The following is a 20,801-nucleotide window of genomic DNA, read 5'->3' on the forward strand; positions in this document are numbered from 1 at the left end:
GCCCCCGTCGCGCCCTACTCCTCGGCACTACCCCGCACAGCCAGCCACACCGCAGCCCCCACGGCCACCGCCCCCACCGCCCCCGCGGACCGCATCAGCCCATGCGACGTCCGCCACGACAGCACCGACCACTTCGACTGCGCCGACAGCACCGAACCCGTGCTCAGCCAGGAGCCCGCCGAGACGAAGGACAGGGCCGAGCCGATCGAGCCGACCGAGAGCGCCGAGCCCACGGAGCCGATGGACAGCACCGAACCGACCGACCCGATCGAGAGCACCGAGTCGTGCGACCACAGGGACAGGATCGACTCCGAGGAGGTGTGCCGCCCCGGCGCCGCGGAGGACACGGAGGACGCGGAGGACACAGATGGCACGGATGACTTGGTCATGACGTCATTCTGCCCGGCACCACCCTGCCCCGCCCCGGTCAATCCCGGTCAGTCCCGCGTCGGGTTCTGCTTCCGCCCGGTGATGACCAGCGCCGCGCCGCCCACGACGACCAGCGCGATGGCCGTACCGGCGATCAGCGGGGTCGCGCTGGTACCGCCCGTCTCGGCGAGGTTCACGTCGGTGCTGGGAGCGGCCACCATGGCGGGACTTGGCTCGCTGAGCGTCTGGGTCGTGGCCCCCGTCTCACTGCTGCGGGTGCGGCAGTCGAGGACTCCGGTGAACCGCTTGGTGAGGCCGTCGGTGCCGTTGATCGTGAAGTCGTACGCCTGGTCCTCCTGGAGCGGGACCGTCACCGTGCGGGACTCGCCCGCCGCGATGATGTACTCGGTGCCCATCAGCTCGAAGGCGAACTCCTCGTCGCCCTGGTTGACCGCGGTGATGTCCAGGCCGCCCGCCGTGCAGTTCCGGACCGCTGACAGGGCCGGTACGGCGCCCTGCTTCGCCCAGGTCGCGCTCGCCGTCGCCGAGACCGTCGACTCGCTGGACCCGGCCAGGATCTGTGTCTGGCTCCGGCTCTCGGAGGCGAAGGCCCGGCCGACCGGCACGGTGGTCGAGGCCTGCACGGTGAGGTCGGCCGAGCCCGCCGCCGCGTCCTCGGGGACGTCGAAGTAGAGCTCGCTGCCGTTGACCGCGGAGGTCACCGGCTTGCCGTCCTTGCCGACGATCCGCACCCCGCTGGTGGCCGCGTCCGCGGGCGGTACGACCGTGGTGCCGGCCGCGTTGGTGTGCACCGTCACCGGGCCGAGCAGCTCGCCGGGGTGGCCGGAGACCGCAGGCGGGTCCAGCGTCAGCGAGGCCGCGGGCTCGACGACGGCACGGGCGCTCTTCTCCAGGTAGTCCGCGAGCTTCTCGGCCTGCGGGTCGACGGCGTCCACGTCCGCGGCGTCCGAGTAGCGCCAGATCGCGACCTGGGTACCGGCCGCCGCGTCCTGCTCGGTGAGCCCGGTGGCGCCGGCCTTGGCCGCCAGCGCGGCGAGATCGTTGACCTGCGGATAGGAGTTCTGCAGGATCCAACGGATCTTGCCCGCGCTCTTGTTGGCGCCCAGCGAGGTGCCGCTCCAGTCGGTCTCGTGGTACTTGGCGTCCTTCTGCGTCGGGTTGTAGAGGTCGACGCAGTACGTCTGGAGGGTGCCGCCGCCCTCGACGGACATCTCGAACAGCCCGGCGGACACCTGGAGATCGCCGTCGGTGTCGTGTATCACCGCGTCGCCGAAGGTCTTCAGGCCTCCTATGGTGGCCGTCGCCCCTCTCTGGTTCTGCGTCGTCGCGTCCGCGGCCGCCGGGCTCGCGGCGGCCACCGCCGCACCGGCGGCGAGCAGGCCGGAGACGAACGTCGCGGCCGCGAGGCGAGCCGCGCCCCGGCCGCGCGCGGACAGCGCAGAGAACGCAGAAAACACGGAATTCCCCTTCGAGCAGGACCCGTTGACGGGCGGGGTGGCGGTCCCACCAGCAGAATCAGCAGCCCCGAGAGCTGTGTTCGGCATCCTAGGGACGCGGCCGCACCCCTCTTCCCGGGGATGCGGTCGGAAGATCGATCCGACTCGGAATCGTTATCGCCGAGGACGTTCACCGGCAGGGCTTATCGACAAATCGACCGGTGTCGTCCGGAACGCATTCGCCGATAAGCCGTACTTCGGTCAGAGCCGTGCGCCCGTCGCGGTGTCACGTCACCGCGACGGGCTCCTGTTCGGTCACGCTCTCAGCCGGCGGGGTCTCCCAGGACGGCTCCGGCTGCGCCCCCGTGACGGTGGTCTCCGGCCGCTGGGTACGCCGGAAGGCCGAGGTGCCGCGGGCGAGGTCGTGGCCGATCGCCACCGCGTCGATGTCGGCCGAGGTCCAGGAGGGCTGCCCCTCGCGTACCTCCGAACGCACCTTCAGACGGCCCTGGACGACCACGGGATCGCCCACGTTGATCGACCCCGACACGTTCGTGGCGAGCTGCCGGTTGGCCCACACCGTGAAGAAGTTGGTGTGCCCGTCCGTCCATTCGTTCTTCTCGCGGTCCAGGTAGCGCGCGGTCGCCGCCAGCCGGAACCGCACCGACGCGCCCGTCGCCAGCTCGCGGTACACCGGCTGCGTCGCCACGTTGCCCACCGCGCAGATCATCGTCTCGTTCATCGCAGGTCACCCTCCCGGACATGCGTACGGGCCCGTCCCGTACGGCTGCTGCTGTCTGCGTGCCGACCGCGTCACCGCGATCGCCGCGAAGCCAGACTGCCTCCGTCGGGACGAGCCCGCCGAGCCCTGTGGACCGTCCACGGGTTGTGGACAACTCCGCCACCCGAACGAGGGACCCGGTGCCGGGCCACGCCCGTCACCCCACCCCGACGACCCTCCCGTACTGCTCCCGCACCTCCCGGTACCGCAGCAGCTCCGCCGCCACCGGATCCAGCACCCGGGCCCGCCCGCACCCGGCCGCCGCCTCCCGCAGCCGCCGTTCCGCGTCCACGCCGTAGCGCCGCGCGGGCCCCTTCGCCGCCATCCGGCAGCTCCACTCGACGAGCGGCCCGCCGATGATCCCGGCCACCATCAGCAGCACCGGGACCCCGAGGTTCGGCGCCATGAACCCGACGATCTGGCCCACCAGCCACAGCCCGCCGACGATCTGAAGCAGCGTCATGGACGCCTGGGCCAGCACGGCCGCGGGCCACCAGCCCGGCCGCGGCGGCTTGCCCGGCGGCAGCCCGGCCCGGGCCGTGAGCTCGTCCAGCGCCTCGGGAAGCCCCTGGGAGCCCCGTACGGCCGCCTCGCGCACCGCCTGCGCCCACGGCGCGGGCAGTCCCCCCGAGGCCCGGTCGGCGAGCGTGCGTACGGCCTGCTCGACGCGCTGCCGCGCGGTGGCCTCCTCGTCGGCCTGGGCGCGCAACGGCAGCCGCCCCGTGGCCGGTTCGCGCCGGTCCTCGTACCAGCGCCACCGCCGCAGCCAGGGCGTCCCGCACGCGCGGTTGGCGTTGCGCAGCCAGGCGCGCTGGGCCGCCTAACCGGCCGCGGTGGCGCCGACGGCGTCCGCGAGCCGGGCGGCGAAGTCGTCGCGGGCCCGCTCGCTGAGGCCGGTGCGCCGCCCGGTCGCGTACACGGGCCGCAGCCGCCACGCCGCCGCGTCCACGTCGGCCGAGATACGGCGGGCCGCGGCCCCGCGCTCGGCGACGAACTGCCCGAGCGACTCCCGCAGTTCACCGACCCCGTCCCCGGTGAGCGCCGACAGCGCGAGCACCGTGGCGCCCGGTTCGCCGTACTCCCCGAGCGCGATCCCGTCCTCGTCGAGCAGCCGCCGCAGGTCGTCGAGGACCTGCTCGGCGGCCTCCCCGGGCAGCCGGTCGATCTGGTTGAGGACGACGAACATGACCTCGGCGTGGCCCGCCATGGGCCGCAGATAGCGCTCGTGCAGGACGGCGTCGGCGTACTTCTCGGGGTCGACGACCCAGATGACGGCGTCGACGAGCGCCAGGACGCGGTCCACGTGCTCGCGGTGCTGGACGGCGGCGGAGTCGTGGTCGGGCAGGTCCACCAGGACGAGCCCGCGCAGCTGGGCCTCCGTCTCGGCGCTCTGCAGGGGCCGCCGTCGCAGCCGGGGCGGGATGCCGAGCCGCTCGATGAGACTCGCCGAGCCGTCGCTCCAGCTGCACGCGATCGGCGCGGCCGTGGTGGGCCGTCGTACGCCGGTCTCCGAGATGGCCACTCCGGCGAGCGCGTTGAACAGCTGCGACTTGCCGCTGCCCGTCGCGCCCGCGATGGCGACGACCGTGTGCTGCCCGGAGAGCCTGCGCCGCGCGGCCGCCTCGTCCAGGACCTGCCCGGCCTCGGCGAGCGTGCGGCTGTCGAGCCGGGTGCGCGAGAGCCCGATCAGCTCCCGCAGCGCGTCCAGACGGGAGCGCAGGGGGCCGTCGTACGCCAGCGGGGCGGCGGGAGGCGCGTTGTGCCCGCGGGCCTCCACGACGGCGGCCTGCTCGGTCTCGGCGGTCACCCGCCGCGCGATGAGCCCGTCGTCCCAGGAGTCCCCGTCGTCGCAGGAGTCGGCATCGGCGCGCTCCGAAGACGCCTCCACGCGCGCGTGCCCGCCCTCACCGCCGGAGTCCCCGTCGCTCCCGGAGGCCGTCTCCTCCCCCGCCCTGGGCTCCTCCGCCACCTCCTCCTGATCGGATACGGCGTCCCCGGCCTGCTCTGTGTGGTCCTGATCCGTGACGGCGGTCACCGGTCACCTCTCCTTCTGCAGTACGGACAGCGCGGCGATGAGTTCGGCCTGGGGTTCGGGGTGCACCTCGAGTGCGTCGAGCGGGGCGAGCCGGCGCTCGCGTTCGTGGTGCACGACCCGGTCGAGGTGGTCGGAGAGCAGCCGCCCGCCCCGGTCGCGCAGCCGCAGCGCGCCGTGGGCGCCGATCCGCTCGGCGAGCCCCTCACCGGCGACCCGCGCCCGGCGTCCGCCGAGCAGCGCGGTGGCGACGAGGGCGGCGATCGTCTCGGGGTCCGGCGCGGCACCGCGGTCGACGTCGCGGACCTCTTCCTCGGCGTACTCCTCCAGCTCGCGCCGCCAGCGCCGTACGGCCATCCCGATCCGGTGCTCGGCGCTCTCCAGGGTGGGATCGCGATCCGTCAGTTCCGGCGCGTCCGCCGCGGGTTCGCGCCGCCAGGCGTCGTCGATGCGCTCGTCGGCGGCGGTGACCGCGCACAGCAGGAGGGCGCCCAGGCTCTCCACCAGGGCGTCCAGGAGCTCCCCGGCGGTGCAGTCGAGGGGGAAGGCCCGCCAGCGCTTGAGAGCGTCACCGGCGAGCACGGCACCGGCCTGCAACCGGCCCCGCACGCGCGCGTACTCGCTGTCGTACGCCCCGTCGACGGCTGCGGTGAGGCGCAGCGCGGCCGCGTACTGGGCGGCGGCGGCACCGGCCAGCTCGGGCATCCGGGACTTGAGGGAGGCGAGGACGCCGTGGGCCGTACGGGCGACGGCGTACTGCCGGGCCGCGGGGTCCTGGGCCTGGTGGACGAGCCAGGTGCGCAGCGAGGCCACGGCGCTGGCCGGCAGCAGCCCGCCGCCCCAGGCCGACTCGGGCAGTTCGGGCACCGTGAACCGGGGCACCTCGCCGAGACCGGCTTTGGTGAGCAGGGCGCCGTACTGCCGTGAGACCTCGGAGACGACCTGGTGCGGCACCCGGTCGAGGACGGTCACCAGGGTGGCGTCGTACTCCTTGGCGGTGCGCAGGAGGTGCCAGGGGACGGCGTCGGCGTACCGGGCGGCCGTGGTGACCATGATCCAGACGTCGGCCGCGCAGATGAGCTCGGCGGCCAGGACGCGGTTGTCGGCGACGAGGGAGTCGATGTCGGGCGCGTCGAGGAGGGCGAGGCCGGGCGGGAGGGTGTCGGCGGTCTCGACGCGCAGCACGCGCGCGGGGTTCTCGCCGGGCAGCAGGAGTTCGTCGCCGGGCTCCTGGTGCGGCACCCACACGCGTGTGAGGTCGGGCAGTACGCGCATCCCGCTGAACCAGTGATGGTCCTCCGGATGGCAGACCAGTACCGGTGTCCGCGTGGTCGGCCGCAGTACGCCCGCCTCGCTCACCCGCCGTCCGACAAGGGAGTTGACGAGGGTCGACTTGCCGGCCCCGGTGGAACCGCCCACGACGGCCAGCAACGGCGCTTCGGGGTCTCTCAACCGGGGCACCAGATAGTCGTCGAGCTGCGCGAGGAGTTCGTCGCGGTTGGCACGCGCGCGTGGGGCCCCCGCCAGGGGCAGCGGGAAGCGTGCGGCGGCGACACGGTCGCGCAGGGCGGAGAGTGCGTCGAGCAGCTGAGGCCGTACGTCCAAGGTCACCACATGCGAAGAATGCCCAATTTTAGGGGAATTCTGAAGCATATGAGCATGTCTGCGCGCCGACTGGACACAAGGGGCGGAAGGGACGACTGGGGCACAGGCACAGTCCAGGCATAACGAGTGCACAACACCCGGTGCGCGAGCACCCAAAAGCGATGCACGATTCGTACCTGCCTGCGATTATCAGGACCGCTTCACCGAACCTCCACATCGAGCCACGGAGGCGAAGCAACAGGGACAAGGTGACGGGAGCCCTATCCTTGTCCCCGGCAACGTCACGGACCGCCCCACACCCGGGCACCCAAGACAGAGGCCACCACACCGGCCCCCGTAGCTCAGTGGATAGAGCAGGCGCCTTCTAAGCGCTTGGCCGCAGGTTCGAGTCCTGCCGGGGGCGCCACTGACGCCCTGTCAGTTCGGCGACGTTTTCGCAGGTCAGACCATGTCCGACTGATCGCTGAGGCGAATCGGACTCCTCCCCTCCACTGAGGGCGGAGTCCGGCTGACACCGGCCAAAACTGGGTTTCTACGGGTGTCCGTCCCACATACGTCCCACAAAATCGGGTGCCCGAGAGGGCACTCCGATCCCTCCCGACACATAGCGAAGCGGCCCCGGAGCCCGCTCTTCGCAGGCTTCCGAGGCCGCTCGTCACGCCGCAACCTTTGGTAGGTCTTGGACGCCTTCGATCCGTTTCAGGTAGTCGGCCAGCTGGCCGACGATGCAACGTGCATAGATGGCCAGCAGGACCGGCACGCTGTTGCCCGCCCATTCGGCAACCTGGGCCGGCGGGATGCCGCTGTTGAGCCAGGTCGTCAGGCATGTGTGGCGCAGGTCGTACACGCGCTTCCCCGTCGGCGTCTTGAATTCGTGCTCGGAGAGGATCTCCTTGCGCGCCTTGGCCCAGACGCGCCGGAACACGGAACCCGCGAGCATGTCCCCCTTCTCGCCAGGGAAGAGGAGACCCTCTGGCTTGAGGTCGTACTCCTTGATGATCTCTCGGAGGATCGCGACGAGGGAGGGGTGGATGGGGACGGTGCGCGTGTCTCCTTCGCCCCGGCCCTTGAGGTCTCGCTCCTCGTGGACCTCGCCGGTGTCCGTCCACTGGCTGCCGACTTCAGGCTGGGCCTCGTGTATGAGGAACTCGCCCCAGCCGGATTCCGGCAGCGTGGCGTCCCCGACTCGGAGGGCGACGGCTTCCTCGGGGCGTAGCCCCGCGTAGTACAGGGTTGCGAAGAAGGCTCGATAGAGGCGTCCGCGTCGGGGACGCTTGCCTATCCAGTCCAGCATCTTCGCGACCAGGTCGCGGTTCAGGAGGCAGCGCTTGTCGATGGCCTGGGCGACCTTCGGAGCGGTGCGCTCGCCCTTGCCCTTCGGGATCGGGTTGGCCTTCAGGTAGTTGTGCCTGATGGCGTAGCCCATGACCAGGTTCATGATCCGGTCGTTTCGGGTGACCGAGCTGGCGGCTGCCGCGGTGCCGTCCAGGAGGGTGCCGAGAGCCGTGACGACCTTGTCGACCGTCTCAGTCTTCTCCCAGGCACTCATCGGGAGTGCGTTGCGCTTGACCCAGTCGAGGATCGTCTGCACTTCGGCCGGCACCGGGTTCTCGGGGTCGGTGCGCCGATTGACGTTGAACGCGTACTCCCGTAGCGCTCTGCGGACCATCACGGGCTCGAAGTGCTTTGGCGGAGGTGTGCGCAGCAGGGCGACGGTAGCGGGCGTGAGCGCCTTGGCCATGTTCTTCCGGGTGTTTCCGGAAGCCCGGGGCCATTTCCAGTCGACGTACTCGACAGCGAAGTCGTACCAATTGGCCTCGGCTGCCTTGGACATCCAGGAAATGGGCCAACCCGTTTCGATGTCGAACGGCTCACGCTTCCTGTGCGCGGACATCAGCTTCGAGCGCTCGTCGTCGGCCACGGCGCTCTTCTTGTACGTCTTGCTGTGCTTCTTGTGGGCGACCTTCCATCGCACGGTGTAAGTGTTGCCCTTGGCCCGCTTGTTCGTCTCTATCGGGTAGAAACGAACGTCCAACGAGCTGGTGTCCATCAAGAAGGGTCCTCGTAATCCATAAGCCAGTTCTCGAAATCACTGCGCCGTACCCGAAGGGAGCCGTTGGGCAGTCGAATGCAGCGCGGCCCGCGCCCCTTCTGGCGCCATTCGTAGAAGGTCGATCGGGCGATCTGAAGCTCGTCGCAGACCTCGTCGACCGTCAGCTTCGGCCCAGGTCGAACCGCTACCGCCATGACCCCACCTCGCAGTCCCAGATGGGCAAGGAGCCAACGCCAAAGGAGGGCGGACATGCCCACCCGGGGCAAAATAGGGCAGGGGGTATCGCGGATCGGCACATAAGGCAGGGGTTCCTAGCGAAAAGGCGCGCGAGGCGACTGAGCGGAATCAGCAGCTGCGGTTCCCCGCCGGTTCGGCGGAGCGTCGCTTTCTTTCAGCGAGCAGGCGCTGTGTGTCAGGGCAGCAGTAGCCGACAGCCGCGCGTTTCCTCCTCACGTCTTTACGGCACGGTCAACTGCGTCCGCCACGGCTCCACCGCCAAGCACAGCCGGGTGCGAACACCATCAATGCTCTTCACGATCCCCGGTTTCGGTAACCGGGGATCGTGGCCTATAGTGCGCGCCGCACCGAAAAGTTACGTGGCCAGTCGGTAAGACCTGAGCACGGGGCACCCGTCGTCTGCGACCAGAATCAGGAACCCGCCCTCGGTGAGTCGGCTCAGGTTGCGAGCCGCCAAGCGCACGGGAATGCCAACAGCTCGGGCGATGCCACGAGTCACAGCACCAGGGTGCGCGGCCACGTACGCAAGGACTGTGAGGACTTGGCGGCACCCGCGCTGCAGCAGATCCTCACCGAACAGCCCGGCCGCACAGACGCAGAGGCACAGGGCTGTGGACAGAGAGGTGTAATCCGCTGCTGCCTGAGCGGTCCATGCGTTATCGGCGCCAAGCGCCAGGAGGATCGGTGCTGTGACGCGGACCGATCGCAGTGTGGGCTTTGGCAGGTGAGCCTCCTTGGTACCGACTGGGCCACTGAGACTAGGGCGGCAGGACCCGCTCCCCGACCGTCTCTGACCTGGCGTTTTCCGGGAGCTTGTACGTTGACATGGTTCCCGGAGTGGTTCCAGCACTGTGGGGCTTTTTCTCGTCTGCCGTCAGCTGAAGGACAGCACGTCGACGTCTCCACTACCCGACGGAAAGAAGACAACCAACGGCACTCTCGGCTCTGGCGGCAGCAGTCCGCTATATGCCAATTCCAGGTCGGCGTGAGGTCTCCGCAGACCAACATCTCCGTCGAACATCGGGGACTTGGAAGCCTGGACCACCAGATGGGTAAGGTCACGGCACCCGAGCCGGAAGGTAGTTTCATGCCCAACGACGTTGTGATTGCACAGACGACCAGCGACAACGAGGATCTGGCAAAGTCACTGGCCCGGGGTGCGGTCGAGAGCAAGCTGGCTGCCGGCGTTCACATCGATGCACCGATCACCGCCTACTACTGGTGGGAAGGCCAGATCGAGGCAGCACAAGAGTGGCGGATCTCGTACATGACCACGGTAGACCGTCTCGCCGCGCTGGAAGCCTGGGTGCACGAGAGGCACCCATATGACGTCCCCCAGTGGATCACGCTGCCCGTGACCGGGGGGTCGGAGACGTACCTCTCCTGGGTTGCCGAGGAAAGGGCATCAGGCTGAGAAGCCCTGAGCCCGCCGTATGGCTGCTGTCCACGTTTACCCGCATCGCCCATAGAGAGGCGCTCATGCTGCGAACTGCGCAAGGTGAAGCGCTAGTTCTTGCTCGCCCGCCGGGAGGGACGCAGCGATGACTGATGCGCGCTCCTTACCCATCGTGTTGGGTTTAGCCTGAGCCGCTACGGCGAATTGACGTGCCACGTAGACGCCTTGGTCGACGTCGCCGCCGCGCAGAAGAGCCGAAGCGAGATCGCCGAGAACCACGACCCCTCCGTCCGGAAGCTCCCCTCCGAGGCGGTCGAGTGCAGTGTCAGCTGTGGATGCGAGTTCGGGGCGCCCCAACTGGCCGTATACGGAGAGCATCAACGAGTCCATGCGGTGTGGGGTCACAAACCGGACCCATGCCTGCTCACTGGTGTGATCCGCGAAGTCGTAGACGAACCGCGCCTGCTCCAAAGCCCGGAGCGCCCCTGTCTCATCGCTGGCCTCAGCAGCTTCTTCGGCATGCCTGCCGAGGATCCAGGCGGCAGCCGTTGCGTTGCCATGGCCTCGCACGTCCCTGGCAGCCTGGGAGAGGAGTTCAGCCTTCGCTCGCGGAGTCGAATTGCCGTAGCTGGCGTAGGCCAAGGCCAGAGCTCGGAGTGGAGGGTGTCCAGCGGTCGACGCACACTGCGACGTGACCTTGTAATAGGCATCGGCTTTGTCATGCTCCCCCAGGTCCCATGCCACCCATCCGGCCAGGGCGGCGGTCTCCCCGGCCGCGATGGTGAGCGCGCGTTCGTGCTCGCCGGCGTGAGGTAAGGCTGCGGTGATCGCGTCAAGATGCGACTCGACCGTGTTCTGCAGCCGCCGGGCACTGAGGCCGAGTTCCTGAACGTGCAGATCAGCGGCCCGGTCGATGAGCGCGATGGCAGCGACCCTATCGATCTTGGCCCCCTTGCGGAGAGCGAATGCGAGGCGCCCCCAGGGCTCGGCAGCTGTGCTCACGCCGATCGCAGCGCCACCGAGCAACGTGCGGCGATTCACGACGTCCTGGTCCTCCCCCGCATTGGCATGCCCCTTTCTCTTCCGAGCGCGGGCCGCCCTGGCCTCCCGGTGCAGCTCCTCGAAGGGGACACCGCAGGCCACCGCAATATGGCCGATCGTGTGGCTGGTGGGAATAGTTTCAAAGTTCTCATAACGGCTGATCTCTCGGCGGGTCACGGTGTGGCGGCCGGAGACAACGTTGATCGCCTCTGCCTGCTCCTCCTGCGTCCTGCCCGCATCCTGCCGAAGCCGGAGGAGCAAGTCGGCGAACGGATCTGGCATGAGTCTGACCTCTGTCGGTGGGCGGAATCCAATCATGGCCTCAATTCCCCCTCCCGTTTCCCCCCTTGACAAACTTTTCCCCCTCCCACTCCCCCTGGTCCGAGGCTGGGACACACGGTGCGATGAACCCATGACGACGTTCCGCAGGGTGGCACCGCTCCCGCTCGCGAAGGGGACCAACCTGGCGGGCGGGACTTGGCCAAGGAGTAGGCGACCCTGCAGCGCAGCCAAGCCGTCGGGTCACGGCCGGCTCTCTACACACCGCCGGAGAGCGGGGCGCTGGCGCTGCCCAGCGTGGAAGCCGCTAATCGGTTCCGGGCATCCCAAGGAGGTGTGTTGATGACCTGCTCAGTACACGCCTGCTCGCGAGGCACGCTCAATGGGCGCCGCCTCGCGCGATTGGTCAACTCGGGCCCCAGCCATACTGCTGCCTCAGCGTTCGGCAGCGTCTCGCCAGTAGTCCGTCAGCATCTCGCTCGGCCAAGAGGGCTGAGTAATGGGACCCCGAGGAAGCATCTCCTCGAACACTGCCACCAGATCCACCACCTCCGTCCCCTCATCCGCGTCGAGATCGGTCACGTGCAGATCGCGCCCGTCAACGCGGAGAAGCCGAGGAAAGGAGGTCGCCAGCCGGGCGGGCCGGCGGTGGTTGTGGTGTACGAAGGTGCCGGTGGCCGGCCATGCCGGATTGTCCCGGGGACTGCGGGCGTGCAGGGCTACGTCATCAGGGGAACCGAAGTTGAAGAACCAGGTGACCTGGAGGTGCGAGAACTCCTCGATGCCCTGCAGGGTCTCCACGGGGTAGTCCGGCCGCATTCGAATAATCGATTCCACGCCGCCCTTGAAGTCGTCGAGCCGCCCGGTGTGGCCTCCAACCACGGTGGCGATCACAGGCATTTCGATGGACTGTGCGGACACGGCTTTCCCCTTCTCGGTTTCGAGCAGAGCGGGAGGCACGGCTGCACCGTGCTCGTCCTCGCCATCACGGTGCCGTCAGGCTACTCGTTCGAGTACGCCCTTAGCTCGCTCGTCGATCTCTGCTGCTGCATGGATTCCGCGGTTCCGGAAGGGAGACAGCACTCGGCGCATGTTCACGACGGCTTCACGTGCTCGTCCCGACTGGACGCCTTCCATGGCGTCCAGGGCTCGGGCCCACGTATGGCAGGCTGCCTCGACGTTGCCTTGCTTGGCCTGGACGGTGCCCATGTAGCCCAGTGTCACGGCGTGGGTCCGGCTGAACGTGTCGGCCTTCCTTGTCAGCACACTGTTGTTGAACTCACGGAGGGCTCCTTCGAGGTCGCCGAGTGTCCACAGGGTGCGTGCCGTCTCGTGAGCCAGCGACGCTTGTTGGAAGAACCAGACCCGGTGGGGATCTTCGTCACCGGGCTGTGCCGCAGCGAGGTCGTCCTCGGCACGGAGGAGGGCTGCGATCGCCTCGCGCTTCTGTCCGTCGGTCGCAAGACTGCGTGCCTGCACGACGCCCAGCAGCGCGCGCTCTCGGGGTGTGGCCAGGGTGTATCGCTTTCGGTCCACAGAAGCCGCCGAGAGTCTCACCCCTGCCCTGGGGTGGCCCAAGTCGGTTGCCTGATGGGCCATGGCGCGCAAAATGTGACCCGCCAACGGGGCTTCGTCGGCTTCGGCGGCGAGCTTCAGGGCCAGGGTGAAGTAACGGCGCGCTGCCTCGTGTTGAGAGGCGTCGAAGCTCATCCACGCGGCCACATACACGGCTTCGGAGGCGGCAGCGAGAAGGTCTCGACGTGTCTCTTCGCTCGTGAAGACCCCACCCACGTATCCGGCGACGTCATCGAGGATGTACTGCCGCAGAGCTGTACGGCCGTCCATCCCGCCATGTCGTTGGTCTCGCTTCGAGAAGAACTCGGTCATCTCGCGGACGGCAACGACTTCGCTAGCGCCGATCCGTCGGCTTGTTGCCGCTGCACGGGATCTGGCTCGCTGCGGGGCGTCGTCCCACCACTGCTGCCCGGGCAGCACCAGACCACCTACCGAGTAGGCGGCGCCGGCCAGCAGTTGGCGGCGTTCCAAGTCCACGTCGCTTCTCCCGAGATCAACCAGCGCGGTCAGCGTATCGACGCGCCACTCGGATGCTGGGTCGGGGTCGCCGGGCGATGCCGAAAGCCCAATTTCCGCCAAGGTGATCGGGCGTTGCAGCCGTCGAGACAACGTCTCACACAAGATACGGGGTGCCCTGCCGCTGGGACGGGTGCCAGAGATCCACATCGCGATATGCGAACGGCTCGTGGCCTCCAGTTCATCCGCACCGACCTCGGCGGCCACCCGGACTACCGCAGCGGCGAGTTTGGGCTGCGACCAGCCTGTCTCCGCGATCACGGCGGCCAGCTGTTCGTTCCTATGTGCCATCCGGCGCCCCCGTTCACAAGAGAACGATCTTTGACGGGTTTGACGGCATCGCGGACTGGCCGGGGATACCAACCCGTTGTCATTCGAGGTTCGCTCAAGGTCAACGAAACCACCATCTGCCTTTGCCCGGGAGGAAATCCGGTGAAGACCAGCCACACGTCTGGTGCCGACGCCAGGACCTATCCCGGCGCCTCGACTACCGGTACGGCGATCTTGGGGGCGCAAGAGGGCTGGGAGCCACCCTCCGCCCACGGACGCGTCGTCAGGAGCCGGGGATGAATCAGCCTCAAGTCTGTGACGACTACGCCGACACACCGGAGCACCAGAAGAGTCTGACGCTGACCGCTGATGAGCATGCCCCTCGGATGGCGCGCTCCTTCACCCGGGATGCGCTCAGCGCCTGGGGGCTGGACGATCTTCTGGACGATGCCGTGCTCATCGTCAGCGAACTCACCACCAACGCCGAGCTGTATGGCCGGACCTCCGAGGCTCTCAAGAAGCAGCGGCCCAAAGGACAGAGCGAGCGCGAGGAGGAGATCACGCTGACGCTCGTGGTCCAGGCGGATGTGGTGACGATCGAGGTGGAGGACAACTCGCCTCACCTCCCGGTTGAGCAGGCTGCCGACGAAGACGCGACCAACGGACGCGGACTCCACCTCGTGTCGGCGATGGCCGACAGCTGGACCACCTGCCCCACCGAGGACGGGACCGGCAAGCGGGTGCTCGCCTTCATCAAGCGCCCCGAGCCGACCCCCACCTCCTGAACGTCGCCATCCCCTCATTGGAGACCCTCGCCATGCCCCCTCAGTTACGCCCCCCTGCGTCGTCCCCCGCGACGGGGAGCAAGGCCGCCTCGGACTCCGAGGCACCGCGTAGCCTTCTCCTCGATTTGGACGGGGTGCTCGTCGACACCCTTCCCGTGATGGAGATCGCGTGGCACGCGGTGCAGGACGCTCACGGTCTTGACGTGCCGTTCGCGGAGTACCGGGAGCACCTCGGCCGCCCCTTCGACGTCATCATGGAATGTCTCGGCCTGGCCAACGCCGAGGCGATTCACCGGACATACACGGAAGCGTCAACGGTCGCGGCACACCTGGCCCGAGGGTTTGATGGCATCACGGACATGCTGGTCGCCGTCGCTGCCGCCGGCTGGTCGCTCGGGGTCGTTACGTCCAAGCCGTTGCTCCGGGCGAAGCCTCTTCTGGCGGAGCTGGGCTGTACTTTCGCCGCGGTCCGCGGGCCCGACGGCCAAGGGCGGGGCAAGCCGGCTCCGGATTGGATCCTGCTTGCCTTGGTCGACCTCGGCGCAGATCCTGCCAACGCGACCTATGTGGGCGATATGGCGGTCGATCAGGAAGCCGCCTGCCGAGCCGGCGTCCCCTACATCCACGCGGGATGGGGTTACGGCCGCCCCCTCGGTCCGTCCTCTGTCGTCGCCGACTCGCCCAGGGAACTGTTGCACCTCCTTGGCATCGTCACCCCTGCAGCCCCGTTCGTTGAAGGGGGGCTGCTGTGAGGGCAGTTGCGGGTGCGCTCGGGCTCGTCCGGACCGGCGCCGGAGACCAGCCGTTGTGGGCCTTGGTGGGAGAGGGCTCGCTCTCACCCCGTCGGACGGAGCAGATCTCCGTACGCGACCTGGAGGCTGTGCCGCTCGGATCGGGCGAGGTGGACGGGTATGTCGAGCGGATCATGTGCGCTCTGGAAGCGCACTGTGCGCATCTGTCGGCGACGCCGGGCGGCGCGGGATGGCTCTACGTGCAGCATGTTCCGGTCCGGCGTCTGGTGGCGCAGCTGGTGCGCAAGCTGATGGCGCTCAGTGCCTGGGAGCCGTTCGCGAAGGCCCCCGGGCCGATGGCCCTCGTGCCGTATCAGGGGCTCGTCGGCGTGCGGTCGAGTAGTTCGCGGGAGTACCAGTCCTACACCGTCAGTTGGTCCGGGGTGGCCTTCGTACTGGGTGCGCCGGCCCCGCACAACCCGCTGCGATCCGCACCGTTGCGCACCCTTCCCGCACCTCAGGTGGGCCACGGTGAACCGTCCGCTTCCGAGGCCCTGGGTGGTGACGTGGTGGCGGTGTCCTGGTCGTCTCGGCACGCGGCCACGTTGCTGCCCGTGCTTGACGCGCTCGCGCGGGACGGGCAGCGGAGCCTGCTGATCGATCTTGCCACCGACGCGGCGGAGCGGAGTCCGGCTCCAGATTCCGAGGCAGTGACGCTGTGCTCGCCGTCCCCTGACCTGTTCGGGCTCGGCGGTGCCATGGAAGGGCTGCGGTCGCAGGAGGACGGCGCCGTCGTTCGGGTGAAGGAGCACGCGATCCTGCTGAGCCGGCTGGCCCGGCTCCTTTCTGCGGTGCTGGAGACGAGCGGGGGCTGCACCCAGCCCTCGTGGCGCTCCGTCGTGGCAGCGGAAGCCTGGCTGGACGACGTCCTTGCCGCGGCCCGGCCGCACACGATGCTGGTCAGCAACGACACCAGCCCGCTGGGAGCACTCGCCGTGCACGCGGCCGAGCGGCACGGCATCACGACGGTGCACGTTCAGCACGGCGCGTGGACAGCCGAGTCGGCCGCGTGGCCCGCCCTGCACAGCCGTCACATCGTCGTCATGGGGGAACGCGACGTCTCCCTCGCGCACGCCTGGGCACAGCATCCCGACGCCGAGGTACACGTCCTGGGCCAGCCGCGCTTCGACGGCCTGGCCCATCTCGACCGCGAGGCCCAACGGCGCTATCTGGCAGACCTGATGGCGACGGCCACGGGCAGCGAGCCCATCCGGATCATCGTGTGGGCCTGCCAGCCCTTCGGCCCTGACCGCCTGCGCGCCCAGGCGGACCTGCTCATGGACGGGCTCCGTGACGCCGAGGGTGACTGGGGACTGGTCATCGCCCCTCACCCCGCACAGGGCACCGACACATTCTCCAGTCTGCCCCGGAACGACGACGGGCCGCTCGTGGCCGTGGCCGACCCGCACATCGGTGCACGGGGGTGCCTGGCCGCTGCCGATGCTCTGGCGAGCGCGTACTCGACCTGCGGCATCGAGGCGGCCCTCCTGAACGTACCGGTCCTCGAAATCGGTACACCCGGTGAGCGCACCCTCGGGCTCGCCGACCACAGCCTCGCCTCGCAATGCACCAGTGCCGACGAGGTCGCCAGCGCGCTTTCCCTGCTGGCCCGCACGGACCAGCCCCTGTCTCGGCCAGTGCCGGACGCGGTGTGCCGGTGGCGCGGCCACAGTGCCAGCGACATCGCGCAACTCATCCTCGGCCACGCCCACAGCTCTACGGAAGGCCCCAGTCCCGTCCACGACGATGTCCCGGGCGCTGATCATGCGCAGGCGCGGGGCGAAGGAGTCCGTACCCGATGACCCAGTTGACCGGCGACAGTGTGGCGGAACTCTTCGCCGGGGCCGTCACCCTGGCCAAGGCCGGGGAGAAGGTGGCCCCCCGCGGTATGGCCACCCACGAAGTCCTCGATGTCCACATGCGGTTGACGCAGCCCAGGGCCCGTCTGCTGCACGCGCCCCCGGCCCGGATCCTCAACCCGGCGTTCGCGGTGGCCGAGACCGTCTGGCACCTGTCCGGCTCGGACGACCCGTGGATCTTCGACTACAACGCCCGGCTGCGGCGGTACGCGGATGACGGCGTCCTGCGGGGCGCCTACGGGCCCCGGATGCGGAAGTGGGCAGGCACGGTGGACCAGCTCCACCGCGTCGTCGACCTCCTCAAGGAGGACGCCGACTCCCGCCGGGCTCTGGTCCAGCTGTACGACCCGGCCCTAGATTCCGCCGGGCACAAGGATGTGCCGTGCACGCTCGGCTTCGCCTTCCACCTGCGCGCCGGCCGCCTGCACATGACGACCACGATGCGCGGCCAGGACGTGTGGATCGGAATGCCCTACGACCTGTTCTTCTACACCGTCCTGCACGAGCTGGTGGCCGGATGGCTCGGCGCCGACCTCGGCGACTTCCACCATCACGTGGGGTCCCTGCACATCTACGACAACCACCTGGATGCCGCCGAACAGCTCACCTCGCTCGCCGCGAGCGAGATCATGTCCGACCTGACTACGCCATGGGACGGCTTCGACCAGCTGCTCCAGCACGTCCAGGACGGGGAACCGACAGGGCATCCGAGCTGGGACGAAATGGCTGAGACGATGCGCAGCTACCGGCTGTGGAAGACCGACATGTGTGAGGAGGCGTGGCGACAAGCTGATGCCGTGGGCGGCCCACTCGGTCGGGCGCTGAAGTCCTGGTACAGCGAGCTGGAACGCCGCGCCGGTTCCTGGTCGACTGCCAGCGCGGCAGCAGGGGCCAGGTGAGCTGCGCCATGGACCACACCCCGACCGTCATCCTCGGCCTGTGCTCCTACACCCATGACTCGTCCACCGCCCTGCTGGTCGACGGGGAGCTGGTCGGATTCGTCGAGGAAGAGCGGCTGTCCGAGGACAAACACACCAAGGCGTTCCCGCAGCACGCGGTCGACTGGCTGCTGAAGGAAGCCGGACTCACCCCCGGCGACGTGGACGCCGTCGCCTACAACTTCCATCCCGCCCACTACCTGGTCGAGTCCTCGGCGTCGCTGCGCCTGGCTCTGTCGGCGACGACCCGCGAGCGAACGTTGCCCAGGGCCCACGGGTTCGCCAAGGTCGGGCTGCGTACCCAGCGGCGCGTCGGCGCCCTGGGCCGGCTGTTCCCCTCCGCCCGCGTGGTGCCGGTCCTCCACCATCGGGCCCACCAGCTGGCGGCCTTCTCCTGGTCGGGGTGGACGGAGTCCGCGGTGCTGGTCGTGGACAGCCTCGGCGAACGGCAGACCACCACCATCGCCCACGGCCACAACGCGCTGCGCCCGCGCACCCGCACCCTGGAATCGCTCAACGACCCGGCCTCGCTGGGCTACGTGTACGGCGCGGTCACCGAGCATCTGGGATGGCGTCGCGGTGATGAGGAAGGCACCGTGATGGCGCTCGCCGCGCTCGGCGACCCGAAACGGTTCCGGCACCTGTTCGCGCGGGCCCTGCGCACCACGCAGAGCGGTTTCTACGTCGACCCCTCGTATTTCCCCCCGCGCACGCTGTCCTCCGGCTACCCGAGGACCTCGCGCCGTTTCCTCGCCGAGACGTGCCCTCCGCGCCAGTCGGCCGAGCCGGTCGTGGAGGTCCACCGGGACCTGGCCGCGGCACTTCAGGAGCGCACCGAGCAGGTCATGCTGCATTTGGCCCGCAGAGCGAGGTTGATCACAGGCTCGCGCCGTCTGTGCGCGGGTGGCGGGGTCGCCACGAACTGCGTGAGCATCGGCCGGATCATCGAGGCCGGCATCTTCGACGACGTCTTCGTACCGCCTGCCCCCGGTGACGCCGGCACGGCGGTCGGTGCTGCGGTCGCCGTGCACATCGACAGCGGTAGCCAGCGCCCCTTGTCGGGCATCGCACGAAGCTGCTACCTCGGCCCGTCCTTTGAGAACCTGCCCCTTGACCTCACCAGGTGGCCCGGGCTGCGGCAGAAGATGCTGGGGATCGAGAGCGCCGAGTTCCTCGCCGACCAGCTCGCCCACGGCATGATCGTCGGCCTGTTCCAAGGACGGGTGGAAGCCGGACCCCGGGCCCTGGGCAACCGCTCCATCCTCGCCTCGCCCCTGGAGCCGGGAGTGGTGGAACGGCTGAACGCGACTGTGAAGTACCGGGAGCCGTTCCGGCCCTTCGCTCCGATGGTCCTGGCCGAGCGCGCGGGGCAGTTCTTCACCCTCGGCCAGGAGGCGCCGTATATGTCGATGGCCTCCGGCGTCACGGACACCGCGCGCGAGCGGGTGCCGGCCATCGTCCACGCCAACGGCACCTCCCGTCTGCAGACCGTCACCGCCGCGCAGAACCCGTTCATGCACGCGGTGCTGACTGCCTTCGCCCGCCGTACAGGGGTCCCGGTGCTGATCAACACCTCGCTCAACGTCAAGGGCAAGCCGATCTGCGGGACACCGGCCATGGCCCTGGACTGCCTGACCGGCTCCGGCCTGGACGCCCTGCTGCTGGAAGGCCGGTGGATCACCAAATGAGGATCGGGTACAGCTTCTGGGGCTTCCTCGGTAACGGAATCACCGACACCCCCGACGGGGGGCGCAGCCACCGTCGCCCCTTCATCAACGCCCTTCGCGCCCGCGGGCACGAGATCGTCTTCCTCCAGGCCAACCGCGACCTGCTCGAAGCAGACGACGACCTCGGCGGCGCCTACGTCTTTGACGACGGCCTTCCGGAGATCGACGTCCTGTTCCTGGAGTGGCGCTGGCCGATCAGCGGGCGCAACACCAGCGTGTGCGGCACCGAGGGGCACACCTGCGACCTGCACCGTCAGGGCGAACTCCTCATGCACTACGCCGTGCAGCTCGGCATGCCGACCGTGATCTGGGACAAGGACAGGACACTGCGGATCGACAGTATCTGGCGCCGCGCTCCGCAGACCGCCGTGTGCGAAGCAGCCCTCGCCCCCTCGCCCGGGGCCCACCGCCTGCTCTTCCCCGTCGACGACCAGCTCCTGGCCCAGGCGGATCCGCACGCGCTCGCCACGGCACCCCGCGACCTCGACCTCAGCTACGTGGGCAACCAGTACGACCGCGACCACCATTTCGACCACTACTTCGCCCCGGCCGCCGCCCATCTCTCACACCAGGTCGGCGGCAAGTGGCCCCGGACCGAGCGCTGGCCGCACGTCCACTTCCTCGGCCGGATCCCCTTCCCACAAGCCCACGAGCTGTACAGCAGGTCCCTGGCCACCGTCCTCATGCTGCCCGAGCGGTACGCCGTCGTCGGGCAGATGACCCAGCGGATCTTCGAAGCGGTACTGGCCGGATGCCTGCCCCTGGCCCCGGCCGACATCCTCCGCGTCGAGCAGTTCGTGCCCGCCGACCTGATCGTGTCCTCCAGCCAGGAGGTGATCGAGCGCCTCGCCTTCCTCCGGCGGATCGCCGGCAGCCAGCAGCACGCAGATCTGATCGCGGCCTGTCTTAACCACCTGGACCTATTCCGCCTGAGCAGGCAGGTCGACGCCCTGGATACCGTGCTGAACACGATCGTCGCCCCCTCGACCGAGCGAGGAGCGGCATGATGCGACAGACCATCCGGGCCGCCGTGCCCGGGTCATCCGAACGCGTTCCGGCGGCCCGTCCGCTCGGGCGCCCGAGCGACTCT

General features: G+C 69.0%; 16 protein-coding genes, 1 tRNA gene and 1 pseudogene. 8 read left to right on the forward strand and 10 right to left on the reverse strand.

Going from position 1 to position 20,801, the window contains the following annotated elements; genetic code table 11:
• Nucleotides 1-14 precede the first annotated feature (14 nt).
• From G3I78_RS22650 to G3I78_RS22670, 5 genes and pseudogenes are all read right to left on the reverse strand, one after another.
• A complete protein-coding gene (locus tag G3I78_RS22650) occupies nt 15-389 on the reverse strand; it encodes a hypothetical protein (RefSeq protein WP_203615363.1) in 375 nt (124 codons plus the stop codon).
• Between the two features lie 48 nt (nt 390-437).
• Complete coding sequence (locus G3I78_RS22655; protein ID WP_164427449.1) at nt 438-1,847, reverse strand: thioester domain-containing protein; 1,410 nt, start codon at nt 1,845-1,847, stop codon at nt 438-440.
• A gap of 265 nt (nt 1,848-2,112) precedes the next feature.
• Entirely contained in the window at nt 2,113-2,568 is a 456-nt protein-coding gene (locus G3I78_RS22660) for a single-stranded DNA-binding protein (RefSeq protein ID WP_164427451.1), read from the reverse strand.
• 196 nt (nt 2,569-2,764) lie between these two features.
• Nucleotides 2,765-4,642 (reverse strand): annotated as a pseudogene (locus G3I78_RS22665) (YfjP family GTPase).
• A gap of 3 nt (nt 4,643-4,645) precedes the next feature.
• Entirely contained in the window at nt 4,646-6,253 is a 1,608-nt protein-coding gene (locus G3I78_RS22670; protein ID WP_164427453.1) for a dynamin family protein, read from the reverse strand.
• 321 nt (nt 6,254-6,574) lie between these two features.
• Here G3I78_RS22670 and G3I78_RS22675 point away from each other — a divergent pair.
• A tRNA-Arg gene (locus G3I78_RS22675) sits at nt 6,575-6,650 on the forward strand.
• Between the two features lie 249 nt (nt 6,651-6,899).
• On the opposite strand, the gene G3I78_RS22680 is transcribed toward G3I78_RS22675, so the two are convergent.
• Nucleotides 6,900-8,294: a tyrosine-type recombinase/integrase gene (locus G3I78_RS22680; protein ID WP_203615365.1), complete on the reverse strand. Its 1,395-nt coding sequence runs from the start codon at nt 8,292-8,294 to the stop codon at nt 6,900-6,902.
• Entirely contained in the window at nt 8,294-8,491 is a 198-nt protein-coding gene (locus tag G3I78_RS22685) for a helix-turn-helix domain-containing protein (protein ID WP_164427455.1), read from the reverse strand. The genes G3I78_RS22680 and G3I78_RS22685 overlap by 1 nt, the downstream gene beginning before the upstream one ends.
• A 1,130-nt stretch (nt 8,492-9,621) precedes the next feature.
• Here G3I78_RS22685 and cutA point away from each other — a divergent pair.
• On the forward strand, nt 9,622-9,948 hold the full coding sequence (cutA, locus tag G3I78_RS22690) for a divalent-cation tolerance protein CutA (RefSeq protein ID WP_164427457.1): 327 nt from the start codon (nt 9,622-9,624) through the stop codon (nt 9,946-9,948).
• A gap of 63 nt (nt 9,949-10,011) precedes the next feature.
• On the opposite strand, the gene G3I78_RS22695 is transcribed toward cutA, so the two are convergent.
• From G3I78_RS22695 to G3I78_RS22705, 3 genes are all read right to left on the reverse strand, one after another.
• Nucleotides 10,012-11,253 (reverse strand): helix-turn-helix transcriptional regulator, encoded by a 1,242-nt coding sequence (locus G3I78_RS22695; protein ID WP_164427459.1) that lies wholly within the window; start codon nt 11,251-11,253, stop codon nt 10,012-10,014.
• 432 nt (nt 11,254-11,685) lie between these two features.
• A complete protein-coding gene (locus tag G3I78_RS22700; RefSeq protein WP_164427865.1) occupies nt 11,686-12,150 on the reverse strand; it encodes a TrmO family methyltransferase in 465 nt (154 codons plus the stop codon).
• A gap of 96 nt (nt 12,151-12,246) precedes the next feature.
• Nucleotides 12,247-13,632: a Tat pathway signal protein gene (locus G3I78_RS22705; RefSeq protein WP_203615366.1), complete on the reverse strand. Its 1,386-nt coding sequence runs from the start codon at nt 13,630-13,632 to the stop codon at nt 12,247-12,249.
• A 275-nt stretch (nt 13,633-13,907) separates the two neighbouring features.
• Here G3I78_RS22705 and G3I78_RS22710 point away from each other — a divergent pair, with 275 nt between their 5' ends.
• The 6 genes from G3I78_RS22710 to G3I78_RS22735 are packed head-to-tail and all read left to right on the forward strand — an operon-like array spanning nt 13,908 to nt 20,718.
• Nucleotides 13,908-14,396, forward strand: coding sequence for an ATP-binding protein (locus G3I78_RS22710; protein ID WP_164427461.1), 489 nt, complete (start codon nt 13,908-13,910; stop codon nt 14,394-14,396).
• A 32-nt stretch (nt 14,397-14,428) separates the two neighbouring features.
• The gene (locus G3I78_RS22715) at nt 14,429-15,148 is read left to right on the forward strand and encodes an HAD hydrolase-like protein (protein WP_164427869.1); all 720 of its coding nucleotides are present in this window, start codon (nt 14,429-14,431) and stop codon (nt 15,146-15,148) included.
• The gene (locus tag G3I78_RS22720) at nt 15,145-16,989 is read left to right on the forward strand and encodes a hypothetical protein (protein WP_164427463.1); all 1,845 of its coding nucleotides are present in this window, start codon (nt 15,145-15,147) and stop codon (nt 16,987-16,989) included. Before G3I78_RS22715 ends, G3I78_RS22720 begins: the two co-directional genes overlap by 4 nt.
• Nucleotides 16,986-17,945 (forward strand): thymidylate synthase, encoded by a 960-nt coding sequence (locus G3I78_RS22725; protein ID WP_164427465.1) that lies wholly within the window; start codon nt 16,986-16,988, stop codon nt 17,943-17,945. Before G3I78_RS22720 ends, G3I78_RS22725 begins: the two co-directional genes overlap by 4 nt.
• Before the next feature lie 8 nt (nt 17,946-17,953).
• The gene (locus G3I78_RS22730) at nt 17,954-19,672 is read left to right on the forward strand and encodes a carbamoyltransferase C-terminal domain-containing protein (protein WP_164427467.1); all 1,719 of its coding nucleotides are present in this window, start codon (nt 17,954-17,956) and stop codon (nt 19,670-19,672) included.
• Entirely contained in the window at nt 19,669-20,718 is a 1,050-nt protein-coding gene (locus G3I78_RS22735; protein ID WP_203615367.1) for a hypothetical protein, read from the forward strand. Before G3I78_RS22730 ends, G3I78_RS22735 begins: the two co-directional genes overlap by 4 nt.
• The last annotated feature ends 83 nt before the right edge of the window (nt 20,719-20,801 follow it).

The organism is Streptomyces sp. SID13726, from assembly GCF_010548375.1.
GTDB lineage: Bacteria > Actinomycetota > Actinomycetes > Streptomycetales > Streptomycetaceae > Streptomyces.